Annotated in this window: 21 protein-coding genes; 11 read left to right on the top strand and 10 right to left on the bottom strand. The window is 62.0% G+C overall.

Going from position 1 to position 24,603, the window contains the following annotated elements; translation table 11 throughout:
- Positions 1–21 precede the first annotated feature (21 nt).
- The 3 genes from ASE28_RS18550 to ASE28_RS18540 all read left to right on the top strand — a co-directional run bounded on the left by ASE28_RS18550 (position 22) and on the right by ASE28_RS18540 (position 4,117).
- Positions 22–3,120 carry an error-prone DNA polymerase gene (locus ASE28_RS18550; protein ID WP_057267951.1) on the top strand — a complete coding sequence of 1,033 codons (3,099 nt, stop codon included), beginning with the start codon at positions 22–24 and terminating at the stop codon, positions 3,118–3,120.
- Between the two features lie 117 nt (positions 3,121–3,237).
- Positions 3,238–3,549, top strand: a complete 312-nt coding sequence (locus tag ASE28_RS18545) for an HU family DNA-binding protein (protein ID WP_057267950.1) — start codon at positions 3,238–3,240, stop codon at positions 3,547–3,549.
- Between the two features lie 118 nt (positions 3,550–3,667).
- Positions 3,668–4,117, top strand: coding sequence for a transcriptional regulator (locus tag ASE28_RS18540; protein WP_057267949.1), 450 nt, complete (start codon positions 3,668–3,670; stop codon positions 4,115–4,117).
- Between the two features lie 25 nt (positions 4,118–4,142).
- Here ASE28_RS18540 and ASE28_RS18535 read toward each other — a convergent pair whose 3' ends face one another.
- The 4 genes from ASE28_RS18535 to ASE28_RS18520 all read right to left on the bottom strand — a co-directional run bounded on the left by ASE28_RS18535 (position 4,143) and on the right by ASE28_RS18520 (position 9,612).
- Entirely contained in the window at positions 4,143–4,436 is a 294-nt protein-coding gene (locus tag ASE28_RS18535) for a hypothetical protein (protein ID WP_057267948.1), read from the bottom strand.
- A 70-nt stretch (positions 4,437–4,506) separates the two neighbouring features.
- A complete protein-coding gene (locus tag ASE28_RS18530; protein ID WP_057267947.1) occupies positions 4,507–7,989 on the bottom strand; it encodes a YhaN family protein in 3,483 nt (1,160 codons plus the stop codon).
- Between the two features lie 23 nt (positions 7,990–8,012).
- On the bottom strand, positions 8,013–9,293 hold the full coding sequence (locus ASE28_RS18525; protein ID WP_057267946.1) for a DNA repair exonuclease: 1,281 nt from the start codon (positions 9,291–9,293) through the stop codon (positions 8,013–8,015).
- Between the two features lie 46 nt (positions 9,294–9,339).
- Positions 9,340–9,612 (bottom strand): hypothetical protein, encoded by a 273-nt coding sequence (locus ASE28_RS18520; RefSeq protein WP_057268018.1) that lies wholly within the window; start codon positions 9,610–9,612, stop codon positions 9,340–9,342.
- Positions 9,613–9,841: 229 nt separating this feature from the next.
- On the opposite strand from ASE28_RS18520, the gene ASE28_RS18515 reads away from it, so the two are divergent.
- The 7 genes from ASE28_RS18515 (at position 9,842) to ASE28_RS18495 (ending at position 19,138) form a co-directional block, all read left to right on the top strand.
- A complete protein-coding gene (locus tag ASE28_RS18515) occupies positions 9,842–11,008 on the top strand; it encodes a hypothetical protein (RefSeq protein ID WP_057267945.1) in 1,167 nt (388 codons plus the stop codon).
- A gap of 100 nt (positions 11,009–11,108) precedes the next feature.
- Positions 11,109–12,812 carry an SAVED domain-containing protein gene (locus tag ASE28_RS32130; RefSeq protein ID WP_157422029.1) on the top strand — a complete coding sequence of 568 codons (1,704 nt, stop codon included), beginning with the start codon at positions 11,109–11,111 and terminating at the stop codon, positions 12,810–12,812.
- 48 nt (positions 12,813–12,860) lie between these two features.
- Positions 12,861–14,084, top strand: a complete 1,224-nt coding sequence (locus ASE28_RS31500; RefSeq protein ID WP_082608137.1) for a nucleotidyltransferase — start codon at positions 12,861–12,863, stop codon at positions 14,082–14,084.
- A gap of 424 nt (positions 14,085–14,508) precedes the next feature.
- A complete protein-coding gene (locus tag ASE28_RS31495) occupies positions 14,509–15,828 on the top strand; it encodes a ThiF family adenylyltransferase (RefSeq protein ID WP_082608136.1) in 1,320 nt (439 codons plus the stop codon).
- On the top strand, positions 15,809–16,297 hold the full coding sequence (locus tag ASE28_RS31490; protein ID WP_082608135.1) for a Mov34/MPN/PAD-1 family protein: 489 nt from the start codon (positions 15,809–15,811) through the stop codon (positions 16,295–16,297). Before ASE28_RS31495 ends, ASE28_RS31490 begins: the two co-directional genes overlap by 20 nt.
- Positions 16,298–17,002: 705 nt before the next feature.
- On the top strand, positions 17,003–17,944 hold the full coding sequence (gene rpoH / locus ASE28_RS18500) for an RNA polymerase sigma factor RpoH (RefSeq protein WP_057201846.1): 942 nt from the start codon (positions 17,003–17,005) through the stop codon (positions 17,942–17,944).
- A gap of 129 nt (positions 17,945–18,073) precedes the next feature.
- The gene (locus ASE28_RS18495; RefSeq protein ID WP_057267942.1) at positions 18,074–19,138 is read left to right on the top strand and encodes a tripartite tricarboxylate transporter substrate binding protein; all 1,065 of its coding nucleotides are present in this window, start codon (positions 18,074–18,076) and stop codon (positions 19,136–19,138) included.
- Between the two features lie 66 nt (positions 19,139–19,204).
- On the opposite strand, the gene ASE28_RS18490 is transcribed toward ASE28_RS18495, so the two are convergent.
- From ASE28_RS18490 to ASE28_RS18470, 5 genes are read right to left on the bottom strand one after another with little or no spacing between them, the layout of a single operon-like run.
- Entirely contained in the window at positions 19,205–19,813 is a 609-nt protein-coding gene (locus ASE28_RS18490; protein ID WP_057201844.1) for an SCO family protein, read from the bottom strand.
- A gap of 11 nt (positions 19,814–19,824) precedes the next feature.
- Positions 19,825–20,724, bottom strand: coding sequence for a heme o synthase (gene cyoE / locus ASE28_RS18485; protein WP_057267941.1), 900 nt, complete (start codon positions 20,722–20,724; stop codon positions 19,825–19,827).
- Positions 20,721–21,911 carry a heme A synthase gene (locus tag ASE28_RS18480; protein WP_057267940.1) on the bottom strand — a complete coding sequence of 397 codons (1,191 nt, stop codon included), beginning with the start codon at positions 21,909–21,911 and terminating at the stop codon, positions 20,721–20,723. Before ASE28_RS18480 ends, cyoE begins: the two co-directional genes overlap by 4 nt.
- The gene (locus tag ASE28_RS18475) at positions 21,908–22,660 is read right to left on the bottom strand and encodes a hypothetical protein (protein WP_057201841.1); all 753 of its coding nucleotides are present in this window, start codon (positions 22,658–22,660) and stop codon (positions 21,908–21,910) included. The genes ASE28_RS18480 and ASE28_RS18475 overlap by 4 nt, the downstream gene beginning before the upstream one ends.
- Positions 22,602–23,369 (bottom strand): SURF1 family protein, encoded by a 768-nt coding sequence (locus ASE28_RS18470; RefSeq protein WP_057267939.1) that lies wholly within the window; start codon positions 23,367–23,369, stop codon positions 22,602–22,604. The genes ASE28_RS18475 and ASE28_RS18470 overlap by 59 nt, the downstream gene beginning before the upstream one ends.
- A gap of 15 nt (positions 23,370–23,384) precedes the next feature.
- Here ASE28_RS18470 and ASE28_RS18465 point away from each other — a divergent pair, with 15 nt between their 5' ends.
- Positions 23,385–23,618 carry a twin transmembrane helix small protein gene (locus ASE28_RS18465; protein ID WP_057201839.1) on the top strand — a complete coding sequence of 78 codons (234 nt, stop codon included), beginning with the start codon at positions 23,385–23,387 and terminating at the stop codon, positions 23,616–23,618.
- A gap of 88 nt (positions 23,619–23,706) precedes the next feature.
- Here the strand turns inward: ASE28_RS18465 and ASE28_RS18460 are convergent, their stop codons facing one another.
- Positions 23,707–24,588, bottom strand: a complete 882-nt coding sequence (locus tag ASE28_RS18460) for a cytochrome c oxidase subunit 3 (protein ID WP_057201838.1) — start codon at positions 24,586–24,588, stop codon at positions 23,707–23,709.
- Positions 24,589–24,603 lie beyond the last annotated feature (15 nt).

The following is a 24,603-nucleotide window of genomic DNA, read 5'->3' as shown; positions in this document are numbered from 1 at the left end:
ATCGACCTTCAGGCAACTGTCATGGCGCTACCCTTCTACGCAGAGCTGCGCTGCGTTTCCAATTTCACGTTCCTTGTCGGGGCCAGTTGGCCTGACGAACTGGTCGAGCGCGCCAAGGAACTGGGCTACAGCGCCATCGCCATCACCGACGAATGCACCCTGGCCGGTGTCGTGCGCGCGCATGTTGCCGCCAAGAAGGAGGGGCTGCAGTTGCTGGTGGGCTCGCAGTTCAGGGTTGAAGCAGCCCTGCCCTTCACGATGGTGGTCCTTGCGCAGAACCTCGATGGTTACGGCAACCTATGCCAGTTCATCACACGGTTGCGACGCACCGCGGAGAAAGGCACATACCTTCTCGAACGCTCCACCATCGAAGGCGACGCGCTGGCCGACTGCCTGGTGATGGTGACACCCGACCGGACAGGGACCGACGAGCAGCTGGAAGAGCTGGGGCGCTGGGCCTTGACGCACTTCATCGGGCGAACCTGGATTGGCGTGGACCTGAACCGCCGCATCGATGACGAGCTGTGGCTGCACCGCATGCGGGAGCTGTCTGCGCTGACTGCCATACCGCTGGTGGCTATGGGTGACGTGCACATGCACCGGCGCAGCCGCAAACCACTACAGGACGTGATGACCGCCACGAGGGTAGGACTGCCTCTAACCGAGTGCGGCTACGAACTGCAGCGCAGCGCCGAGCGCCATCTGCGAAGCCGCCTCCGATTGGCACAGACCTACCCCGATGAATTGCTGGCTGAAACGATTCGCGTGGCCGAGCGATGCACCTTCAGTCTCGACGAGCTGAGGTACCAGTACCCGGACGAAGTCGTTCCCGAGGGCCACACCCCTGCCAGCTACCTGCGCCAGGCCACCTACGAAGGCGCAGGCCGCCGCTGGCCACACGGCATCACCGCCAAGGTGCAAGCGCAGATAGAGCACGAGCTCGAGTTGATCTGCGACCTGCACTACGAGCACTACTTCCTCACCGTATTCGACATCGTCAGCTTCGCGCGCTCGCAGCACATCCTTTGCCAAGGCCGTGGGTCCGCTGCGAATAGCGTGGTCTGCTACTGCTTGGGCGTGACCGAGGTGGACCCTGATCGCATGTCGACGCTGTTTGAACGCTTCATCAGCAGGGAGCGCAACGAGCCGCCGGACATTGACATTGACTTTGAGCACCAGCGGCGCGAAGAGGTGATCCAGTACCTGTACACCAAATACGGACGTGACCGCGCTGCACTGGCCGCGATTGCGGTTACCTACGGACCCAAGTCAGCTATCCGCGATGTGGGCAAGGCCCTGGGCTTCAGCCTGGAGACGGTAGATGCACTGGCCAAGGGACACCAGTGGTGGGATGGCGAGGGTGTACGGCTGGAGCGCTTCGAGGAGCTGGGGTTGTCCGAGAACGACTTGGCGGTGAAGCAGCTCATCTTGCTGACGAGCCAGCTCATCGGGTTTCCTCGACATCTGTCACAGCACCCCGGTGGCTTCGTGCTCACACGCGGTCTGCTCAGCCGCATGGTTCCGATCCAGAACGCGAGCATGGAAGACCGCACGGTCATCGAATGGGACAAGGACGACCTGGATGCAGTGGGTTTGCTCAAGGTCGATGTTCTGGCCCTGGGCATGCTCACTGCCATCCGCAAGGCCCTGAACCTGGTGGGCAGGCGCAAGGGGTACGACTTTGGAATGCAGGACATTCCAGTGGAGGACCGCGAAACGTACAAGATGATTTCTCGTGCGGACACGGTGGGCGTTTTCCAGGTGGAGAGTCGTGCGCAGATGTCGATGCTGCCAAAGCTTAAGCCACGGTGCTTCTACGACCTCGTGATCTCCGTGTCCATCGTGCGCCCCGGCCCGATCCAGGGCGGTATGGTGCATCCATACCTCAACCGCCGACAGGGCCTAGAACCTGTGATCTATCCAAGTGAGGATTTGAAGCAGGTGCTCAGCCGCACCCTGGGCGTAACGCTGTTCCAGGAACAGGTCATGCAGGTGGCGATGGTCGCTGCCGGCTTTACAGCAGGCGAGGCCGACGACCTTCGGCGGGCCATGGCGGCTTGGAAGAAGCGCGGAGGACTGGAGAAGTACCAGACCAAGCTCATCGAGGGCATGAGGGCGCGGGGATATGACGAGCCCTTTGCCCAGTCGATCTACCAACAGATCAAGGGCTTCAGTGGGTACGGGTTTCCGGAAAGTCATGCGGCCAGCTTTGCGTTACTGGTCTATGCCAGCTGCTGGCTCAAGCGGCACGAGCCAGCAGCCTTTCTAACGGCACTGCTCAACTCTCAGCCGATGGGCTTTTACACGCCAAGCCAGCTTGTGCAGGACGCTAAACGACACCGCGTGGAAGTGCGGAGGATTGACGTGATGCACAGCGCAGTCGAATCGACGCTGGAGGACTTGCCCACAATCCCTGCCGTGCGGCTTGGATTGCACATGGTTGCAGGCCTGCACGCCACTTCGGCCGCGCGCATTGTCGAGGCCCGTGAAAACGGCCCATTTGACAGTGCGGAAGACTTGGCCATGCGCGCGCGACTGGAACAGCACGAGATGAAGCTGTTGGCAGCAGCAGATGCGCTGCTCAGCCTGTCGGGCCACCGCCGCCAGCAAGTGTGGGACGCGGCAGGCCTGCACTCGACGCCGGAGCTGCTGCAGGACGCACCGATCAACGAGGAGTATCTGGAGCTGCAGGAGGCCCCGGAGGGCGAGGAAATCGTATGGGACTACGCATCCACCGGGCTGACCTTGCGCCGGCATCCGTTGGCGCTGCTGAGGCCACGGATGGCCGCGAAGAAACTGCTGACATCGCGTGACTTGCGCCATATCCCAGATGGGCGGGTGATCCGCACGGCAGGCATCGTGACCTTGCGACAGCAGCCGTCCACGGCCAAAGGCACCATCTTCGTATCTTTGGAAGATGAGTTTGGGACTGTGCAGGTGATCGTCTGGTCGTCGGTGCGAGATGAACAGCGGCAGGTGCTGCTGGAGTCTCGGCTGCTCGCAGTCAAAGGGGTGTGGCAGCGGCGGGGGCAGGTGACCAATCTGATCGCGGATCGGTTGGTCGATCTGACGCCATGGTTGGGGAGGCTGGGGCGGTTGGAGAGCCGCGATTTCAAATAGCCTGAAATTTCGCCATCACTTTCGACACGCGCGGGCTGACGCTACCCATGTCAGCAACCACCCTTCGAGCGTGGCAAATGCGCTATAAACTGCCTTCCAACTCATTCTTAAAAGCCTATGAACCGCGCTGATCTCGTTGAAGTCCTGGCCGCCAAACACGACCTGTCCAAGGGCGCCGCTGGTGCCATCCTCGAAACCCTGATCGACACCATCCAGACCGCCGTCAAGAAGGGCGATACCGTCCAGCTGGTCGGCTTCGGTAGTTTCAAGTCGGCAAAGCGTGCGGCACGCACGGGCAAGAACCCGTCCACCGGAGCTGCATTGAAGATTCCGGCATCGACCGTGCCGAAATTCGTGGCTGGTGCAAAGTTCAAGGCTGTAGTCGATCCCAAGGCTGCGAAGCGCAAGGCAGACAAGGCCGGCAAGTAATCTCTCTGGCTCCCAAAGCCAAATAATTCAAGAGACCGCCAAGGCTTAAGGCCTTTGGCGGTTTTTCATTACAAGTGCTACTTTCAAGTGTCGCAGCAGATTCATACACAATGCGTCCATGAATACTTTCTCGAATGCATTCCGCGCAGAAGTTGTGCGCATGGCCCGCAAGGAACTCAAGCCAGAGATCCAGGGCATGCGCAAGGCAATCACATCCCATCGCTCCGAGATAGCCGCGCTGAAGCGTGATGTGAAGGCGCTGACGTCGCAGCTCAAAGCCGCACAGCGACAGGTCAAGGCTCCTGCGAAGGCAGCCGTGGAAGAAGAGGCACCCGCGCGCAAAAGCGGCCGCAAATGGGTTTTCAAACCAGAGGGGTTGGCAGCCAAGCGCACCGAGTTGGGCCTCACGGCCAAGGAAATGGGCAAGTTGCTTCAGGCAGGCCACCTATCGGTTTACCGTTGGGAGACCGGCAAGGCATATCCTCGCGCAGCGCAACTGCTGCGGATCCGCGAGGTTCTCGACCTGGGAAAGCGCAAGGCTCTGGCCTTGCTGGCCGAGGCCCAGTAGCAGTTTTTGCGCGGCTTCAGCGGCCTCAGGCCGTCTCGCTGGCCTCAAGCACCTTCGCCCCAGAGAAGATGCACTCCAGCTTCTCATTGATGTAGTCCGACATCACGGGATGAAGGGGCAGGACCTGCCCGTTATGGACATTGCACTGCGTGAAATCAATGCCCTTGGCGTGCGCGGCGCGGCAGGCCGAGATGTACTCATTCATGAGCCCTGCAAACTCGATAAATGGATGGTTGCCGATCGACACCGCACTGCGATAGAACGCATCCGACGTTTCCTGCATGCGGCTCAAAGCCACCAGGCGTTCATTGGCATCCATTCTTTCACTCCGCTTCAAAATTCTGATGAAGAAAGCATAGCAGGCAGACTTTGCAACTCAGCTTGTTCCGTCAGAGCGTCACCACATTGAGCTCTTCACCAAGTACCTCTTTGGCCAGGGGAACCAAGTGATCATGGTGGGTCAGGAAGATCACCTGCATCTTCCTCGACAGCTCACCCAGAACTTGAAGCCCAGCCGCAGTGCGCCGGTCATCGAAGTTGATAAACAGGTCATCCGCGATCAGCGGCATGTTCAGGCCTTGCTCGATCTGCAGCTCCAGGGCCGAGAGACGCAGTGCCAGATACAGCTGGTCCCGGGACCCTTCGCTCATCCCCGATACCTCAACCTGTGCACCATTGGGACGAATCCCGAAGAGCTTGGGTTTCTCGTCAGCGGAGTCAACGAGCAGGCGCTCGAACGAACCCAGGGTCAGGGTGTTGAACGTTGCCGAGGCCTTGGCAAGCATCGGACCCTGTCTCGTCTCGCGGAATTTCTCCATCGACCATTTCAGCAGGCGCGCTGCCGTGTGCAGCTTGAGGTAACGCTCGGCCGCATCCGCCATTGAAGCGACCGCCTCCTGGCGGCGTGCATCGGCCCTCGCCGCGGCGTCTGTGCCGTCCAAAGCCTCGAAAGCTTTGCGCTGGGTTCCGTGCTGGCTGCTTAGCTGGGCGATCTCTTCGACCAGTTGCGCGGACTGTGCGCCCAGTCGCTCGATCTCTGCCATCAGCTCGTCGGGAGCGACGCCTTGCGCCTCTTGGCGGAGTTGCTCCAGGCCCAGTCCATCCCCGCCGTGCACCAGGTCGGACTGGGCTGCATCTACTTTGGCTTCAAAGGCTCGGCGCTGTTCGGACTGCTCGGCTGCCGCGGCGAGCGCGTTGATATCGTCCACACCTGCCGTGGCCATCAATGGCGCCAAGCGCGCGTTCTGAGTTGCTTGGCGCTGCTGGACCTCGGCGAGCTCGGCCTCGACCTGGGCTTGCCTGGTCCGCAGTTCGCGTTGCGTCTTCTCGGACTGCTTGGCGGTCGTGAGGCGCGCGAAGAGTTCCTGGGCGATTACGTCGGCATCTTGCTCGACCAAGTCCAGGGCGACACGCTGAGCAAGGGCCTCTGCGGACGCTTTCAGGTCGGAGAGATCCATCTGCATGGGTTCAATGCGCTCACTGCGGATACTGCGGATCAGGGTCAGCAACCGTTCAACCTCTTGGATTGCTTCGAACTCCGCTTCGATCTGGCCAGCCGTCGCCGCACTCTCGTAGCCTGCGGCTTTCACGGCAGCCTGCCAAGCGGTCTCCCACTCGCTCCACGCTGACTGCGCTTGCTGCACCAAGCTCTGCAGTCTGGGAACGCTGTTCTGGGCGTCGGCCACCTGCTGCTCCAGCGCGCTGCGCTGGCCTTGCGCCTGGTCGACTGCAGCCAGCAGCTTGCGTGCTCGCTGCAGGCCGTCGTGGAGGGTGGGCATCTCAGTCTCTTCCGCGGCACCGCTCAGCATCGACCAGAGGGCAGTTGCGAGTTCGACACCGGCGGTCAGCAGATCCTTGTGCTGCTGGTCGAGTTGGCCCAGGTCGGCACCAATCTCCAGAATTGTCCTGCGTTGGCGCAGCCACACCGGCGCCATCTCAAGCGGCAACTGTGGCAGTCCACTCGCCTCCGCCAAGGTTTGCCATTGGCGCGTTCGGGCCTCGATCCGGTCATTTGCGGCCTGCAGCCGTGTCTGCTGTCCCTGCAGCTCCAGACGCACATGCTCGATGCGTTCGGCCCTGGACCGGTGGGTCGCTTCATGTTGGACGCGATCAAGCCTGGTGTCAGCGAGCCCATCGGCCTTGCCCACCCATTGCTCATAGGCATTGGCCTTGGCGGTCAGTTCGCTTGGCGCGGCCTTGATCGCCCGCCACTCCTGGTCTCGTGACCGGCGGGCCTCGTCGACCTGTTCTCGGGTCACCGGCTGAAAGTCCTGGACGAACTGCTGCAGCTCCAACTCCAGCCGTTGCAACTCCTGTGCTTTCGTCGCTGCCGCGTCCTGCAGCGCCTGGGCCTCGGCGACTCCAGTGCGGCTCTCATCCAGCAGGCCCTGCACCACGGCGTCGTCGGGCACGAGCATACCTGCGAGAGCGTCCGGTTCGGCTCGCCACTTGCCAAGGCCGGCCAGGGCAGTCGCAAGGGATGCCCTCTGTGCATTCGCCTTCTGAGCCAGCTGGGAGACTGCTCCGGCATGGTCGCCGAGTTTCAGCGCCTTCTCGACAGAGCCTGCCAGCCCTGGATGTACCTCGCGCGCAACCAGGCGCTCCAGCGCTTGCTGCGCCTGCTCCATCTGCTGCTCGCGATCGGTCAGCGCGGATTGGGCGCTGCGCAGTTGCTGGTTCAATGTGCCTCGCTCTTTGAGCAGGCTCACCAGTCGGCTGCGCGTGGTCACCGCCGGCAGGCGCCTGCGCACCGCGTCTTCGGTGTCGGTCGTCCAACCCAAACCGCCGGCGAGCTCTTTCACCCGAGTCCAGTGGGTCTGGATCTCTTCGGTGCGCTTGACGATGTCCGTTCGGTGGCTGCGGTACTGCAGCCTGCGTTCGTTGAGGTCGGTGATATCCGCGGCCAGAGTCAGCAGAGCCTGGTCAACTTGGATGCCCTCGAGTTGGGTGCGCAGCGCAGAGCTCTCCTGTGCGAGGCGCTGGATCTCTACGTGCGCCAGGGCCATCGCCTGGGCCGCATCTCGAATGGTGGAGGATGCGCTCTCTGGCAGTAGCGGAACGTCGTCAGTGAGGCCCAGTGCTTCCCTTTGGGCCTGGGCAGCATCCAGCGCTTGCAGCATGGGCCGCACGCGGCGAATGCGTTCCAGTTGGTTCAGCTGCTGGCGGGTGTCCCTGTCGCGCTGGCGGGTGTCGGCGAGGGCCTGCTCGATTGCTAGCAAGGCGTCGTGCTGGGTTTTCCAATCCTTGGTTTTGAGAACGGCCTGCTTCAGCTCTGCGCTCGCAGCTTCGTGGCTCTGGAGTGCTTGGTAGTAGAGCCGAGAGCCGGCTTTCTTCGGTCCCCACAAGGCATCCGCTTCCGCTTCTAGCTTCTGCAGGACATTGGCGAGTCCTTCAATGCCAGCGGCCGACTGAAACAGCAGCCGCCCGACGTCATCCGATGCCGACAGGATGCCAGCACCGCCTTCGACGAGCGTGGAGTGGTCCAGCGCATACATACGCTGGAAGGCGTTGAGCTGCATCCCTCCCAGCCAGGGCTGCAGCACCGCCTCCGACAGTGCCGCGTCGTCGGGCGAGCGCACGGTGTTCTTGTTGCCCTTGGTGCGGTCGTAGGCCAGTTGCTGTTGCACTGCCGTGCCCGTTGCCATGCGTTCCAGCACGCCGCCGATCCGCAGCTCGGACATCGGGTGCAGGAACCCTAACGACGTTCGGACAGGAATGCCGAACAACCAGTCTCCGATGGCCGAGCGGACGGTGGACTTGCCGGCTTCGTTGGGGCCCACGATCAGATGGATGTCTCTGGGCTGCTGGGGCAGCGACAGGTGACGGTCGGTGAATTTGCCGTACCGGATCAGCTTGAGTTCGCGGATGCGCATGGGTGTCGAGCTGGGTAGGTGCGTCAGGCAGCGGCACTGGCGCCAGCTACCCGTGCCATGAGTACGGGGGTGGCCTGGCGGACCCTATCGGCAATGAGCGCTGGCTCCGCCTGGCGAAGCTCTGCGAGTTCGAGAGATGCCTGCAGCACGTCGTGCGGGAGCTTTTCCAGCATGGCCTGCCAGTCGGCTTGGAGCGACTGCAGGAACTCCGGGTCGGCATGGGCAGACGCGGCCAGTTCCTGCAATGCGTTGAGCGCGTCCTGGGCTTCGCCCTCCAGGCCGGCGGCTTGCGTCGCTGGCGCCGTAGTGGCGACGCGCACCTTCTCGATCCAGATGCGGTCCGGATCCAGCGCCACGGCCTGTGCGATCATCTCTTGGCGCAGTTGCCCCTCGTCGCTGGCCAGCGCCGCGTGGGCCCCGGATTGGCCCGTGAAGCTCACGCGGACCGCCAAGGGCAGGCCCGCGGGTGAGTTGGTGAGCAGGTCCTCCATGGCCTGGCCCGCCAACCGGACGGCGATGCGCAGGTCATCGCAGGCACTGACATCGACAGCCAGCGCATGCCAGCGCAGCACGTCGACTTCGATCCGCTCTACCTCGGTGATCTCGCCTTCTTCAGCGCTAACCAGCAGCGCTCCGCGTGGGCCGGTCTCGCGGATGTGGCGGCCCTGCAGGTTACCTGGGTACGCGATGGTGGTGTCCCCGCGCTCGATCCAGTGCTCATGCACGTGGCCCAGGGCCCAGTACTGGTAACCCTTGGCCTGGAGCTCGGCCACGGAGCACGGGGCGTACTTGGCGTGTTCGTGGTTGCCTTCGAGCGCGGTGTGCAGCACGCCGATGTTGAGCCAGCCGGCAACAGGCATGGGGTAGCCAGGTAGCAGGTTCTCGGTGGTGGCTGCCACCTTAAAGCTGCGCCCATGCAGGGCAACCTTGAGCGGTTCGATGCGGAAGGTTTCGGCCTTGCGCGATGCGAAGGCGTGGACGTTGTCCGGGAGCTCCAGGCCTTTGGTCATCTCGCTGTCGGCATCGTGGTTGCCGTAGAGAAGGTACACCGGGATGCCTGCCTGGCGCAGGCGACCCATCTGGCGCACGAAGAAGAGCCCGGTGTTGAAGTCCTTCCAGTCGCCGTCATAGACATCGCCGGCGATGACCATGAAGTCCACCTTCTCGTCGATGGCCACCGTGACCAGGCGCTCGAAGGCATCTCGAGTGGCGGTGCGCAGGCGCTCCGCGGGGGCATCGGGGTAAGAGGAGAGGCCTCGCAGGGGGCTGTCCAGGTGCAGGTCTGCGGTGTGGATGAATTTCACGCGGCTGTTTCCTGTTGATTGCCCACGGCCGGACTTCGCGGCAACGTCATTTGCGGGGGACGATCTGGATGGTGCCCACACCAGACGCGGGCGGTGGAGCGATCCAGTGGACCCAAACACCACGCATCCAGGCGCCCAGGTAGATCACGCTAACGAGAAAGATACCCCACTGGTCCGCCTTCCACGCGGCATAGAACCAGGCGGGCTGGCCCAGCATGCCGAAGATGCAGGCCCAGCGCCGCAGCTTCTCGCTGCGGGCCTGGGACAGCCAGGCTGCGAGGGCGCCGAACAGGGCGATGGCGATCTGGTCCAGTTCCATGCGGTGATTGTGCATGACTGGATGGAATTACAGCACTGGAATTCTGCGTTCCTTGAACGAGATTTGCTGGGTTCGTGTGGGGTGTTTTCCCTATACACGAACGAAAACTTGACCTCGATCAAGCGCGGATCCGGCATGCCAAAACAATGTTGCAATTTCTTGCAAATGCCGCAATAGTTTCTGCGCAGGCCCTACGGGCCGCTACAAGAAAACAATTGGAGGGAGAGACATGCAGCAGACCAACGTCAGGGCGCGTGCTCGCGCGGGAGCCATGTTTTTAGCGGCACTGTTCACTGCATCTGGCGCAGCGGCGTTTCAGGTTTTGCCCAAGGTCAGCGACGTGGATCGCAAGATCTCGACCTTCGGCCGAAATCCGGTGCTGGACTATCTGGGGCAATGGTTTGTGGGCTCCACCATTCCCATCATGAAGTCGCCTGTGCACGAGTCCATCACGCTTGCTGCGATCGGGTGCAATGCCAGCCTGGGCTCCGAGAGCGATTGCGTCACCATCGAAGCGGTCAGGGAGCACCGGGTAGTTCTCTACGGCGTGCGGTGGCCTGATGACCCGCCGTTTCAGCTCAACAGCAAGTCTCCTCCGCGCATCAAAGGCTGCGATGTCAGCGTGACCCTGCGCTCCACCTCGCAACCTCTGTGCTGGTGGGGCATGTTTTCGGATGCGGGAGCCCAGGCGAAGAAGAAGTCCCACGTCAAGGCACCGGCCTTCGGCCCTGGCGACTACATGCTGTACCGCTCCCACTACGGCGATCTGCAGTTCGTGCATTCCATGGGCGCGTACGACGGTGAGACGGCCGGTGAGACCGTGGACCGCATGAAGATGTGGGCGGAGTTCCTTTGGGGCGTGGCCGCTGGAACTACGTCGACGGGCACCTTCATCCGAGATCTGGGGAACAGCCAGTTGGCAACCTACTTCCCCGGAGACATCACGGCGACGAATCTGTTTGCCACCGGAATCGTGGAAGTGCGCAAGGACCTGGACAAGGTGGCCATCGGTGCCCTGCTGCACATGGTGCAGGACAGCTTTTCCAACGCGCATGCCGAGCGTGGTGTGGACACCGGTGCTATGTGCGGCACAACCGGATTTGCCAAGCCTGGTCAGATCCAGAAATTTCACAGCTACGCTAACCAGTCCAGCACATCGCACGACGAGGCAGATACGCCGAAGGCCCTGGGGCTTCACACCACGCAGATCAGCCCGAGTGCAGTGGATGTGAGCCGGTCGTTCCTCTCGATGTGGAAAGACAGGAAGAGCTGGGCTGAAGCCAGTGTGTTTTTTGACTGCATTTTTGAGCCAAGGGATCGCACAGCAGAAGCGGATTCGGGACCGTACCACACAACGCCAAAAGCTGCCGGGTCACTTGATCCGAGTCGCCAGTAGTTCCCCAGCAGCGAAAAAATGGGTGCTATGCAGAACCTAGGTACCAGGGTCTAGGAGTGGGCCCTCGGCGCTGAATTCTCAAATTTCTCCATAGCAAAAAATGCCAACTACCGTACCGCCAAGAGATAACAGATCCGCACCATCCGATCCGGATATTGCGGGTGAGGCAGACAACTCAAATCATGGCTCGCTCGTGCCGCCGCCAGACAGTCTTCCCGCTCACAAGGATTCGGAAATCGCAGCGATTGTTCAGTCCCAAGGAGCAAGAGCCGAACTACTAGTCGTGGCAAATACTTTTACCGTAGCGCTGTATGTACGTGCCGCCACCTCCGATGATTGGTCGCCACTGTGCATTGGTGAACTTGGGGATGAGACGGGGGCGGCGTTGAAACCCTTTGCGCCAAAGCGACTGTGGTGGGCCAGCGTGGACAAAGCGCCGTGGTCGCTGAAGACGGGCAATCTCCAACCTGAGAAGGCAACCAAAGCGCTTATTACACGCTGGCTGAAAGCAGCTGATAAAGAGACTGGAAGGGAAAGCAGCAGCGTCTCGGACTCCCTGTATGAGGAGGTAACGTCGATGTCCGCTTGGCGATGCCAGTTCTCTGGCTGCGGCAAGGACCTGAAGACTCATGGAACGGCCAAAGTAAGGATGCGGTCCAGTTACTTCGCGCACATCGTTGCGGCCTCACCCACTGGTCCAAGAGGAAACGCGGTCGAGTCTAGATTGCTGGCCGACAAACCCTCCAACTACTTGCTGTTGTGCGACGAATGTCATCGACTAATCGACAAAGTCGCGCCAGCCATCTACACCGCACCTGTGCTACGACGCATGCGCGAAGAAAGCATCGCTGAGGTAGATCGGCTGCTAGGAGCCCTGAAACATCAGTCAGCCGAGGTGATTGCCATCGTGGGAAACATCGCCGGACAGCCACCCCAATTCGGTATTCAAGATGCGCATGAAGCCCTGTGGGGTCAAAAACTTCGCTCTCAGAGCAATAGCGCAAGATGGTTTTTCTACCCAGGCGGTCAGCACCATAGTCCACATCAGCCGGATTACTGGCCATCACTGTTTCGTACCTTGAAGCTGGATCTGCCTCGGCTACAGGCCTTTCTCAATGGCACCAGCGAGGGCGGCGCACCTCGGCCTCGATTGGCGGTCTTCCCACTGCACTGCACTTCCGTATTGATTCTTGCCGGTCGGGTGCTGGGCGACATGGCCGGAACTCACTTATTTCAACCTCATCGTGACGTGCAAGGTCGGAGAAACCGTTGGGCTTGGCCGGATGACGCACAGCCGATGGTACCTGCAGCACTGAACACTTCACCCCGTCCGGCGAGGGCGGCAAAGTTCACACTCAACGAGTTGCATCCGTACGCACTAGGCGCTGAAGAGGCTTGCTTGATCCTCTCACTAACCTCATCGATTCCTTCATCGAGGATGCCGGATAGCTTCTCAAGCGGAGGTGCTTTTACACTGCCAACGTTGCAGATCGGTCCTGAGTTGGGAAAAGACTGCATCCAACATCCATCAGACTTGGAGCATCTGGCTGTCTCGATAGATTCGGCGGTGCGGCGACTGCAGGATGAGTGGCATATCAAGCGAGTCCACTTGTTTGTGAGTGCTCCTACTACAGCGACGCTCCTAATGGGGCAGAAGATGCAGGCACGACATCACGCGGAATATGTCTGCTATGAGGCGGTCGGTGGCCCAAATTCGGCATATGCCCCCACAATTGAATTAACCTCAACCCATGTTCGCGAGCTTGTATCCGGCAACGGTCAATCCGTTGAATTGCAAGCATGAGTAAGCCTACCTTTTGACGTCACAGTCACAACCAATGAGGGAAGTTTCATGACAACAAATCCGCCGGTTCTTTCGAAGAGAATTTCTGATGCTCTCGCAGCTCGCAAAGAAGGGGCACAGTGGGAGTCCTTCATTGTCTCAATGTTGCAGAAACTCGAGTTGTCTCCCTCGGAGCGCGCAAAGGCTGTGAAGCGCTACGACGAACTAGCTCGTCACATCGCAAGAAAGCTAAGCGTCAGCGATGTGGACGTGCACGTGGTTGTACAGGGTTCAATGCGGACACAGACCACTACTGCAATGTGGGGAAACACCAAGTTTGACTTGGATATCGTGGTGAAGCTGTCGTCCTCCAGGTTCTCGGGCCTGAAAGAATCAGAGGGATTCTTTCAGGAGTTTGGACTTGCTCTCAGGGGCGTTCCGGAAGCTGGCGAACCGGTAGCGAAAAATCGGTGCTGGAGGCTTCAGTATCCCGGCGAGCCCTTCTACTTTGACGTGACACCAGCGATTCCGCTCAGTGCAGGCATTGTCGGAACTGACCTCCGAGTGCGCGATCCAAAGACGATATGGAGCCCCTCAAATCCGGAAGAGTTTGCTTCCTGGTTCTGCAAGATTGCTGAAGGTCGATTCCCATTCCAGCGGCAACAGGTCATAAAGGCAGCCGATGCGCGAACGCAAGTCGATCCAGTACCTACAGGTCGGGTGGGAATCGACGACATACTTCGCCGCACTGTTCAGCTCGTCAAATTGCACCGTGACAATTACTATCGCGGTCTTTCGGAGCATCGGCGCGATGGGATGCCGATTTCGGTCATCCTTGTAACTCTGGCGTCTTCTGCATTCCGCGACATGCTGGCTCGTGAAGCCACCTCCTTTGGCAGCGCGATTGAGGTTGCCGTAGAAATAGTTGATCGGTTGCCGAAATATATTGATCGCTCTCGCTCAAAAGTACAGGTTATGAACCCGGCTTTGTCAGGTCCTGTGGGGGAAAATTTCGCTGACCGCTGGAATGGGGATGGAGGGGTTCGGAGCCACGAATTTTCGACTTGGCACGCCCAGCTTGTGACAGATCTGGAAGCGCTGTTTGCTGACCAGCACACGAAGAAGGACGAAGGTCGCGTGAAACGCATCTTCGGTGAACACGGAGTGCAAGCTTGGAAGGATGGACTCGCAGCGGGTGGCCTGATGGAGGGCTTGCTGAATACTCTCCCGGCCGAGCCTCGCTCCAATCCACAAAACCCAGTACCTACTGGCTCGAGGAATCAGCTTGCCTGAGCCTCCAGGAAATCAACGAGGTCCGTTCGCCAGCCCAGCGCAGGCCGTCGCTGAATGGCTTGACGGGCACGGATCGGCCTACGTCCAACGCCTGAGAGCGCCGGAGTCTGGCCGGAAGCCGTATGCGTGGGAACTCTTGAGCACTGCTGCTCAACTAGGTGGGTCGCCTGCGAAACTTGTCTTGCCATTAGATTTCCCGGCTCGACCGGCGGAGGTCTACGTGCACAGAGAACTCTGTCTAGTCCTACCGCACGTTGAAGAGAACGGAAAGGTTTGTCTTGGGTCACCATCAAAGCCCGGAGACTATGAGAGTCCCGCACATGCAGTAGCGGATACTATCCGAGACTTTGACGCCTTTCTCACTAGATGCTCTGACGGTTCGTGGATCAGTGAAGAGTTCCAACGCGAAAGGCTCTCGTACTGGATGCGTTACTGCGAAGCACACAAGCGCAGGCGAAGCTTCCCGGTGCCGAAGGTAGTTCAAGCCGACTTGCAGCCTTTCAGCAGCTATGCTGAAGGTAGTCTTGCAGGCTATACGCAGGGTAAAAAAAGTGAACGCAGCTTGCTTTGGCTCGCGACGATGGATGGCGTTGACGGGAACAAACTGGCGCACCGGCACCGTTGGGCAAAAGGCAGCTTGCAGTTAGGCCAGGTTCTATTCGTTGAGATGCCAGAGGCCGCGAAATGGACCCCGGCCGATTGGCCAACGACCTTCGACAGTCTAGATCAACAGGTGACTGAATGGACGGACAACACGCTTTCTGTCTCGTCTTGGATCGAGAGCAGAAGAAAAGACAAGCCGCAGCCATTCCTCGTCATTCTGGTTCAATCAACCGTAGCCTTTGGTTTCTGTTTGGCACCTCCAATCGTCCCAGGCCTTACAGCACTGGGTTTAGTTCCAGTCATCATCGAGCGGGTTGACGCGAACTGGGCATTGGCTCGCGACCACGAGCTTTCAATTCTTCATTCACGTCGCGAACAACGCGCCTTACTCTTGGGTTGCGGCTCGCTCGGAGCGCCCATTGCGGAACTCCTTGCCAGGGCAGGCGTGGGCCACCTTTCGCTTGTGGATATGGAAAACTTTGAGCCTGAGAATGCCGCAAGGCATATCTTGGGATACTCATCGGTAAACAGCAGCAAAGCGATCGAGTTGGCCAATCGCCTTCGGCAAGAACTTCCAAATATCGACGTCAAAGGGCATCACGCATTGGCATCGTCATGGCTTGCACACCGCTTCCGCCCCCAGGATTTTGACCTGATCATTGATTGCACTGGCGAGAGTGCAGTGCGCTGTTTGCTTTCGCTTCTAGTTCGCCAGCAATTGGCTGGCGTAGATATCGCTCACGCTTGGATGGAGCCCTTCTGTGCGGCCGCGCACTTGGTCTATTTGATGACTGGCGATCAATGGCCGGCCGACGATCCTGCAGACACGCTAGTGAATGTCGCTCATTGGCCAGACGACGTGCGCGTACGGCTCCCCGCATGCGGCGCCGGCTTCCATCCGTACGGCATGTCCGACGTTTGGCAGGCAGCAGGATTCTGTGCCGAACGGCTACTTGCGCATCTTGACGGTGAGATCGATGTGTCAACAGTGTGGAGTTGGATGCGGGGTACTGCGTATTTCGATTCACTGCATGTGGCTGCTCAGCCAGGCCCACTAGTGCCTCCCACAAAGAACAAATTCGAGAGCGTCTCAGTCGAACGTATATATTCGGAGTTGATTGGTGGTCAGCCCCAAGCTTGACGCAAGCTGTCGCCTTGCCGGGGCCGGGTGGGTGCTCACGTTTAGTGAAGCATCACTGCAATTGATCGGCTCTCATGCTCAAACGCATCACTCGAGCAAAGAGTCGGTAGGTCAGTTGTACTGCAGAGACTTGACATTGACCAACATCGTCATCGAGCATGCAACAGTCCTTCCAAAATCACGAGCCGGGTTCACGAGCGTTGATTTCAACCCCGACGTTGCAGCCAAAGAGCGCACACAGTTGTTCGAGCGGGGTTTGCATTGCGTAGGTCTTTGGCACTCTCATCCTGAACCCAGCCCGCGTCCGTCCCCCACTGATGCGCTTCTCGCTGCGGACTATGCGCGTGCGGCTTCCACCCATTTGAAAGCTCTACTGTTCGCTATAGTGGGCACGCGTCCAGTCCCCGAAGGGCTGTCTGTGTGGTTTCACGATGGCTCCCAGTTTTTGCCAGCCATATGGGAATGCTAAATCTGCGAGAGAGTGGCTGGCGAACCCAAACCGCTTAACCCTCACCGCTGCGTAGCCTAAGTCGCTTCACTCAGCATGACGAAAGTCCACTAGCCCATCTGCGGAGCCAATTCGAAGCCCCGCTGACGCAAGCGTAGTGCCTACGCACTGACTGAATCAGCCATGCATTTAAATTCCACAATGCAGGAAACGCCCGACGAACCTTGATTTCATCCGACGGACTTTATTTGTTGTAGTCACAGTACTCAGTTTCGCAAGGCACCGCTATCGCTATCACTCATAGCCAGATTGCGGATGTTGTCCACGTTCTCCTCAGACCTCCAAGAGCTTCCATGCGGGACCTGCGGTCCCCAAGCGCTTGCGCAAGCCTCCGTTCGACGTCCGTACCGGCAGGTGACCACACAGAAGTGCGCCCATGCGCCTCAAATTTAAGCAACAGTCGCATTGCATGACAGCAAGCCAAGCGTGGCTCCTACATTCGACAAAAAGTACGCTGTTTAGACTATTTTTTAAGCAGCCGAAGTGACCTACAGAGGGAAAACGGTACAAAACTCAGTGAGAAAAGTACAAAACTCACCGGGAATCGACAGGAATCGACAATCGAAATCCCTGCCAAAGCACCCAGAAAAAGCAGGGGGAACTTCGGCCTTAGCACTCACTCCAAGAGAGTGCTAATATCATGCCTTAGAGGAAAGGATTCCCGGAATGAACATTCAATCTGGAACCGCTACGACGACTTTGGCGCCCGCAAACCCGTGGGCGCTGGTGCCCCCGCTGGGCAACCTGGACGCCTATATTTCGGCCGTCAACCGCCTGCCCCTGCTCACCCACGAGGAAGAGCAGTCCTATGCACGCGCGCTCAAGGACAACAACGATCTGGACGCCGCCGGCCGGCTGGTGATGTCGCACCTGCGCCTGGTGGTTTCCATCTCGCGCCAGTATCTGGGCTATGGCCTGCCGCACGGCGACCTGATCCAGGAAGGCAACGTGGGCCTGATGAAAGCCGTCAAGCGCTTCGATCCCGACCAGGGCGTGCGGCTGGTGAGCTACGCCATGCACTGGATCAAGGCCGAGATTCACGAGTACATCCTCAAGAACTGGCGCATGGTCAAGGTGGCGACCACCAAGGCCCAGCGCAAGCTGTTCTTCAATCTGCGGTCCATGAAGCAGGGTTTCAAGGCCGACGCGGCAGCCGCCGACGCTGCGACGCACCGCGACACCCTCTCCGAGAGCGAAATCGACTCGGTGGCGCAGCAGCTGAACGTCAAGCGCGAGGAAGTCATCGAGATGGAAACCCGCATGTCGGGCGGCGACGTGCTGCTCGACCCGGCCCCTTCGGATGACGGCGAGCAGGCCTTCGGCCCCATCGCCTACCTGGCCGATGCCGCGCACGAACCCACGGCCATGATCGAGTCGCGCCAGCGCGATTCCCTGGCCACCGATGGCATCGCCACCGCCCTGTCCAGCCTGGACGAGCGCAGCCGCCGCATCGTGGAAGAGCGCTGGCTCAAGGTGAACGACGATGGTTCGGGCGGCATGACGCTGCACGAACTGGCAGCCGTGTACGGCGTAAGCGCCGAGCGCATCCGCCAGATCGAGGTCGCCGCGATGAAGAAGATGAAGAAGACGCTGGCCGAATACGCATAAGCAGCGCCACGCTTTGGCACAGAGGCCGCGTTAACATCGCTGCTTCGCGGCTGAAGTACCTTCGAGAAAGGGCCCCGTCGGGGCCCTTTTCTTTTGCCCTTCCGCCTCCGGACGATAAATTCCAAGGAGATGCTCTTGTCACGCCCTGTTGTTCCCCGCCGTGCCGCGCTTGCGCTCGCGCTCGCTGCCCTGTCGTCGCCCTGGGCCATTGCCCAACAGACCCCGCAAAAAGCCCCGGCAGCCAAACCTGTCGGCGCCGCGCCAGCAGCAGCGGCAGCCCCCCTGGCCTGGCCGACCAAGCCGGTGCGCATCATCGTCGGCTTCCCGGCCGGCTCGTCGCCCGACCTCACGGCGCGCACCATCGCCGAGCCCCTGTCCAAGGCGCTGGGCCAACCGGTGATCGTCGAGAACAAGGTGGGTGCGGGTGGCAACATCGGCGCCGACGCCGTGGCCAAGGCGCGTGACGACCACACCATCGGCCTGATGATCAACGGCAACATGACCATCGCCAAGATGCTCAACCCCGCCGTCCCCTACGACCCCATCAAGGACCTGGCACCGTTGAGCCTGATCGGCACCTCGCCCCTGGTGCTGACCGCGCCCGTGAGCCAGCCAGGCGTATCGGCCACGGCCGATGCGCGCGAGTTCTTCGTGGCCGCGCGCAACGGCGGCGACAAGTGGAGCTATGGCACCCCCGGCGTGGGCACCGTGGGCCACATCGGCACCGAACTGCTCAAGTCGCGCAGCAACATCAACCCCGTGCACGTGCCCTACCCTGGCTACCCCCAGGTGGCCACGGCCATGCTGGGTGGCCAGCTGCAGATGGCGCTGCTGCCGCCGGCCCTGGCCCAGGCCCAGATCAAGGCGGGCAAGCTGCGCGCCATTGGCGTCACCTCCGCCGGCCGCAGCCCGCTGGTGCCCGACGTGCCGAGCCTGGCAGAGGCCGGCATCACCAACTACAACCTGGAGATCTGGAACGCCTTCGCGGCTCCCGCCACCATGCCCAAGCCCATCCAGGCCAAGGTGGCGGCACTGATCAGCGAGATCGCGCGCAGCCCCGACGTGCGCAGCAAGCTGTTCCAGCAGGGCTGGCAGGTGGTGGGCACTTCACCCGAGGGCCTGGCCAACCGCATCAAGGCGGACACCAACCTGCTGGGCGGCGTGATCGCCATGCGCGGGATCAAGGCGGAATAAGCCCACCGGCCCCAACGGCCCTCCCCACGCCTGCAACGGCGACGGAGGGCTTTTTTGTGGGTGCGTTCAGGCGGCGCTCAGCAGCGCGCGCACATCCTCGGTCAGGGCCTGGGCGCCGCTGCCATAGCGGCTGTAGATGCGCAGGCGCCCGGCCGGGTCGTAGATGTAACTGCCGGCCGAATGGTCCATGCTGTAGCTGGTGGGGGTCTTGCCCTCGACCTTCTTGTAGTAGATCTTGAAGTCCTTGGCCACGGCGGCCAGTTGTTCGGGCGTGCCGCGCAGCGCGAGGAAGGTGGGGTCGAAGTTGGCCATGTAGGCCTTGAGCACCTCGGGGGTGTCGCGGTCCGGGTCCACGGTGACGAAAATGCCCTGCAGGCGCTCGCCGTCCTTGCCCAGGGCTTTCTTGACCTCGGCCAGCTCTTGCATGGAGGTCGGACAGACGTCGGGGCACTGGGTGAAACCGAAGAACACCACCACCACCTTGCCCGCAAAGTCCTTGAGGCTGCGCGCCTGGCCGTTGTGGTCGGTCAGCGGCAGGTCGCGGGCGTAGTCGGCGCCGGTGACGTCCACGCCACGGAACTCCAGCTTCTTTTCGGAGCAGGCACCCAGCAGCGCACTGCCGGCGAGCGCGGTTGCGCCCATGGCGATCATTCGGAGAGCATGTCGTTTGTGCATGGTGTGGCCGTTCAAAGCACGTAGTGGTCCACCAGCAACGCGGCGAAAAGCACGCTCAGGTGGATGAGGGAAAAGCGGAAGGTCTTGCGCGCGAGCGCGTCCGAGTAGTTGCGCCACAGCGCGAAGCCATAGCCGCAGAAGCCTGCAGAGAGCAGCACGGCAGCGATCAAATAGATCCACGAGCTCATGCCGTAGACAAAAGGCATCAGGCAGCCGGCGAAGAGGATCAGCGTGTACAGGAAGACCTGCAGCCGCGTGAACTCGTTGCCGTGCGTCACGGGCAGCATGGGCAGGCCGGACTTGCGGTAATCCTCGACCCGGTACAGCGCCAGGGCCCAGAAGTGCGGCGGCGTCCACAAAAAGATGATGAGAAACAGGATCAGCGCCTCGGGGCCCACGTCGCCCGTCATCGACGACCAGCCCAGCACCGGCGGCATGGCGCCCGAGGCCCCGCCGATCACGATGTTCTGCGGCGTGAGCGGTTTGAGGATGACGGTGTAGACCACGGCGTAGCCGACGAAGGTGGCGAAGGTGAGCCACATGGTCAGCGGGTTGACGGCAAAGTACAGCAAGGCCGAGCCGGCGCCGCACAGCACGGCCGAGAACAGCAGGGTCTGCGAGTTAGACAGCTCGCCCTTGGCGGTGGGGCGCCAGGCCGTGCGCTTCATCTTGGCGTCGATGCCTTGCTCGACGATGCAGTTGAACGCGGCAGCGGCACCGGCCACCAGCCACACGCCCACGCAGGCGATCACCATCAGGCCGAACTGCGGCGCGGTGGGCATGCCGGGCACGGCCAGCACCATGCCGATGAGCGCGCAGAACACGATGAGCTGCACCACGCGCGGCTTGGTGAGGGCATAGAACTGGGCCACGCGCGAGGGCGGAGAGGAAAGGGCGGGGGCGACACTCATGCGGACACTCTTCTCGATGCGCGCGAAGGCGCTGGGGTTTCGTCTCGTTGTGGTGCGGTGGCCGCGCGGCTGGCTGCCAGCGCCCAGGTCAGCACCACCACCATGGCGGCCGCACCGCCGGTGTGCAGCACGGCGGCCAGCAGCGGCCAGCCGAGCACCACGTTCGACAAGCCGGTGGCCAGCTGTGCCAGCGCCAGCACCAGCAGCCAGCGCGCCTGCACCGGTAGCACGGCTGCCTTGTAGAGGCGCCAGACCAACGCCAGCAGCGCGGCCAGCACCACATAGGCCATCAGCCGGTGCACGTAATGGATGGCCGTGAGGCCGGCAAAGCTGATGTGGCTGCCGTCCTGCAGCAGGCCCAATTTGCGCCAGACCTGGAAGCCCTGGGCAAAGTCCATGGCCGGCCACCAGCTCTCCTGGCAGGTAGGGAAGCTGGTGCATGCCAGCACGGCGTAGTTGGTGCTCACCCAGCCGCCCAGCACGATCTGCACGGTGACCAGCACGGTGGCCCACACCAGGCCCTGGCGCAGCGCGGGCGCGATGCGCTCGGCCACCCTGCCCTGCGCCCAGTGGGCATGGCGCACGGCCTGCACGCACAGCAGCGCCAGCAGCACCAGGCCACCGATGAGGTGCAGGGTGACGATGGCGGGGAAGAGCTTCATGGTGACCGTGAGCGCGCCAAAGGCGCCCTGCAGGCACACCCAGAACAGCGTGAAGGTGGGCCACCAGGGGCTGATGGGTGGCTCGGCAACACCTTGCCGCCTTGCCTGGCGGCGCTGCACCCAGGACGACACGGTGATCACGATGATGAGCACGCCCACGCCCGTGGCCAGGTAGCGGTGCACCATCTCCACCCAGGCCTTGCCGTGGGTGACCGGGCCCGTGGGCATGGCGTCCTGCGCGGCCGCGATGTCGGCGTGCGCGCCCACCGGGCTGGCGTTGCCGTAGCAGCCCGGCCAGTCGGGGCAGCCCAGGCCCGAATCGGTGAGCCGGGTGAAGGCGCCGAACAGCACCAGGTCGAAGGTGAGGAACAGCGTGAGCACGGTGAGCGCCTGCAGGCGCTTGAGCGGCGTGCTGTTGCGGTTGCGCAGCCAGACCCAGACCAGCGGGCCGAGCGCGATGAGCACGCCCAGCAGCATGAGCCGGGCCAGCGGCGCCAGGTCGTACAGGGGCTGTGCGTCGGTCATGGCTTGGCGGGCCGGCCGGCCTCATCCCACGACGAAGAAGCGCGCAGCAGGCGATCCAGGTCGCGCTTGGCCTTGGCCGCGCCGCTGCTGTCCATCGCAGCGGGAAAGCGCATCATCCAGTTGCCCATGGGGTCGACCACGTAGAGGTGGTCCTGCAGCGCATGGCCTTCAGCGGGGGCCAGCCAGGCGGCTACGCCCTCGGGGGGCAGGCGCAGCACGGTGGCCTGCTGCAGGGCCGGGGCCAGCAGCGGGGGCGGCAGGGCGGCATCGTTGACGAGCCAGACCCATTCCACGCGGTCCTTTTCCTTGCCCAGGGTTTCGCGCAGCTGGCGCTGCAGGTACAGGTGCTTCTGGCAGGCGTCGTTGCAGTCGCCGCCGGCCACGCTCACCAGCAGCCACTGGCCCTTGAGCGAGGCCAGGAGCGCGGGCTTGCCGTCCAGCGCGGTGCCCACCAGCTCGGGCATGGGGCGCTGGGGGTTGACCAGTTCGCCGTAGACGCGGCGGCCCTCGGGGCGGATGACGTAGTAGGTGAAGTACGAGGCGACCACGGGCGCCGCGCAGATCAGCAGCACGCCCAGCATCTTCAGCCGGCCATGGCGGGTGCGCTGCGTGCCGGCCACGGCATCGCGCGCCTCGGGCAAGCTGTGCACGGTAAGGCCCAGCGGGTGGGCCCCGCCGTTGCTGTGCTGCTCAGGTGCCTGGCTGGCTGCGTGGGCGAATGAAGCGTCGGACGATTTGGAACCAGACATAGAGAAGTGCAATCAGGCCGCAGAGCCCGAACCATTGAAATGCGTAACCGTAGTGTTTGTCGACGCCCGCGCCGATGACGGGCCAGTCGCGCGACAGCCCTTCCGCAGCATCCCCGGTCTGCAAGACCGTGAGGGGCGCCAGCGCCAGGCCCGTCTCTGCCCGAAAGGCAGCCAGGTCGAGATTTTGCCGGATGCGGGAAGACCCCTTGGCGCTATCGCCGCCCTCGAACTCGTACAGGCGCGAAGGCGGCAGCGCTACGCGGCCCGCGACCTGCACCGTGCCATCCGGTGTCTGCACTGGCGGCAGCTGCATGCGGTCCTGGAAATTGCGTGGCGCCCAGCCGCGCTGCACCAGCACCACCGCATTGGAATCGACCAGTTGCAAGGGGGTGAGCACGAAGAAGCCGGGGCGGCCCTGCATCTGCCGGTTGTCCAGGTACACCGTGTGCTGGGGCAGCCAGCGGCCTTGCAGCGCGACGGAGCGGTGTACCAGCGCTTGCTGCGCCTCGGGCCCGGCCGGGGCCAGCAGCGAGCGGCCGTCGATGGCCGGCTGGCGCGTGCGCTCGTCAATGCGGGCCTGCAGCGCCTCCTTCTCGGCGGCGCGCGCCAGTTGCCAGCGCCCGAGCGAGGCCGTGGCCAGCACGGAGGCCAGGGCCGCGATCAGAATCAGCCAGAAAAGCGGGCCCAGGGCGCGTCGCGTGCTTGTCACAGGATAATGTGCTCCATGAAATACCTCGTTGTGCTGGCCTTCATCGCCATTCTGGCCAGCCTGGCCTCGGCCCTGTTCTTCATGATGCGTGGCGGCAAGGATGCCGGCGCCGACAAGGCCAAGGGCCACCGCATGGCGTGGGCGCTGGCCATAAGGGTGGGGTTGTCCATCGCGCTGTTCCTGTGTATTCTCGTCGCATGGCAGCTGGGCTACATCCAGCCCACCGGGCTGCCTGCCGCCTCGCGCTGAAGGCCGACGGAACGGAACGCCTTCGCGGGCTTCGGCCGGCACAAAAAAAGCGCCTCGCGGCGCTTTTTTCTTTGGAGGCCGCGCCGGATTACATCCAGTAGACCAGAACGTACAGGCCGAGCCAGACCACGTCCACGAAGTGCCAGTACCAGGCGGCGCCTTCGAAGCCGAAGTGCTTTTCGGGGGTGAAATGGCCCTTTTGCAGGCGCAGGGTGATGAACAGCAGCATCAGCATGCCCAGGAACACGTGGAAGCCGTGGAACCCGGTCAGCATGAAGAAGGTGGAGCCGAACACGCCGGAGCTGAGCTTGAGGTTCAGGTCGGTGTACAGGTGGTAATACTCATAGCCCTGCACGCACAGGAAGACGAAGCCCAGCAGCACGGTGGCCCACATGAAGGCGATGGTCTTGCCGCGGTGGTTCTCACGCAGGGCGTGGTGGGCGATGGTCAGCGTCACGCCCGAGGTCAGCAGCAGCGCGGTGTTGATGGTGGGTAGCCAGAAGGGGCCCACGGTCTGGAAGGGCTCGACGATGCCGGCGGGCGATGCCGTGACGCCGGCGGCAAGGCTGGGCCACACGGCCTTGAAGTCGGGCCACAGCAGCGCGTTGTCCAGGCTGCCCAGGGCCGGCACCGAGTGCGCGCGCGCCCACCACAGGGCCGAGAAGAAGGCGCCGAAGAACATCACTTCGGAGAAGATGAACCAGCTCATGCTCCAGCGGTACGACAGGTCGATCTTGTGGCCGTACAGGCCGCCCTGGCTTTCGCGGATGGCGTCGCCGAACCACTGGTACAGCACGAACAGCCACCAGACCATGCCCAGCAGCAGGGAGTACTTGCCCCAGTCGTGGCCGTTGATCCACTGGCCAGCGCCCAAGATCACGAAGAACAGGCCGATGGCCGCCATCACCGGGTGGCGCGACTCGGCGGGCACGTAGTAGTACGGGGTCGTTCCGTGGGTCGATGCACTCATTTCAGCTCCTGAATC

The organism is Acidovorax sp. Root219 (assembly GCF_001428665.1).
Lineage (GTDB): Bacteria > Pseudomonadota > Gammaproteobacteria > Burkholderiales > Burkholderiaceae_C > Acidovorax.
This window is presented reverse-complemented; position numbering and strand designations above follow the sequence as displayed.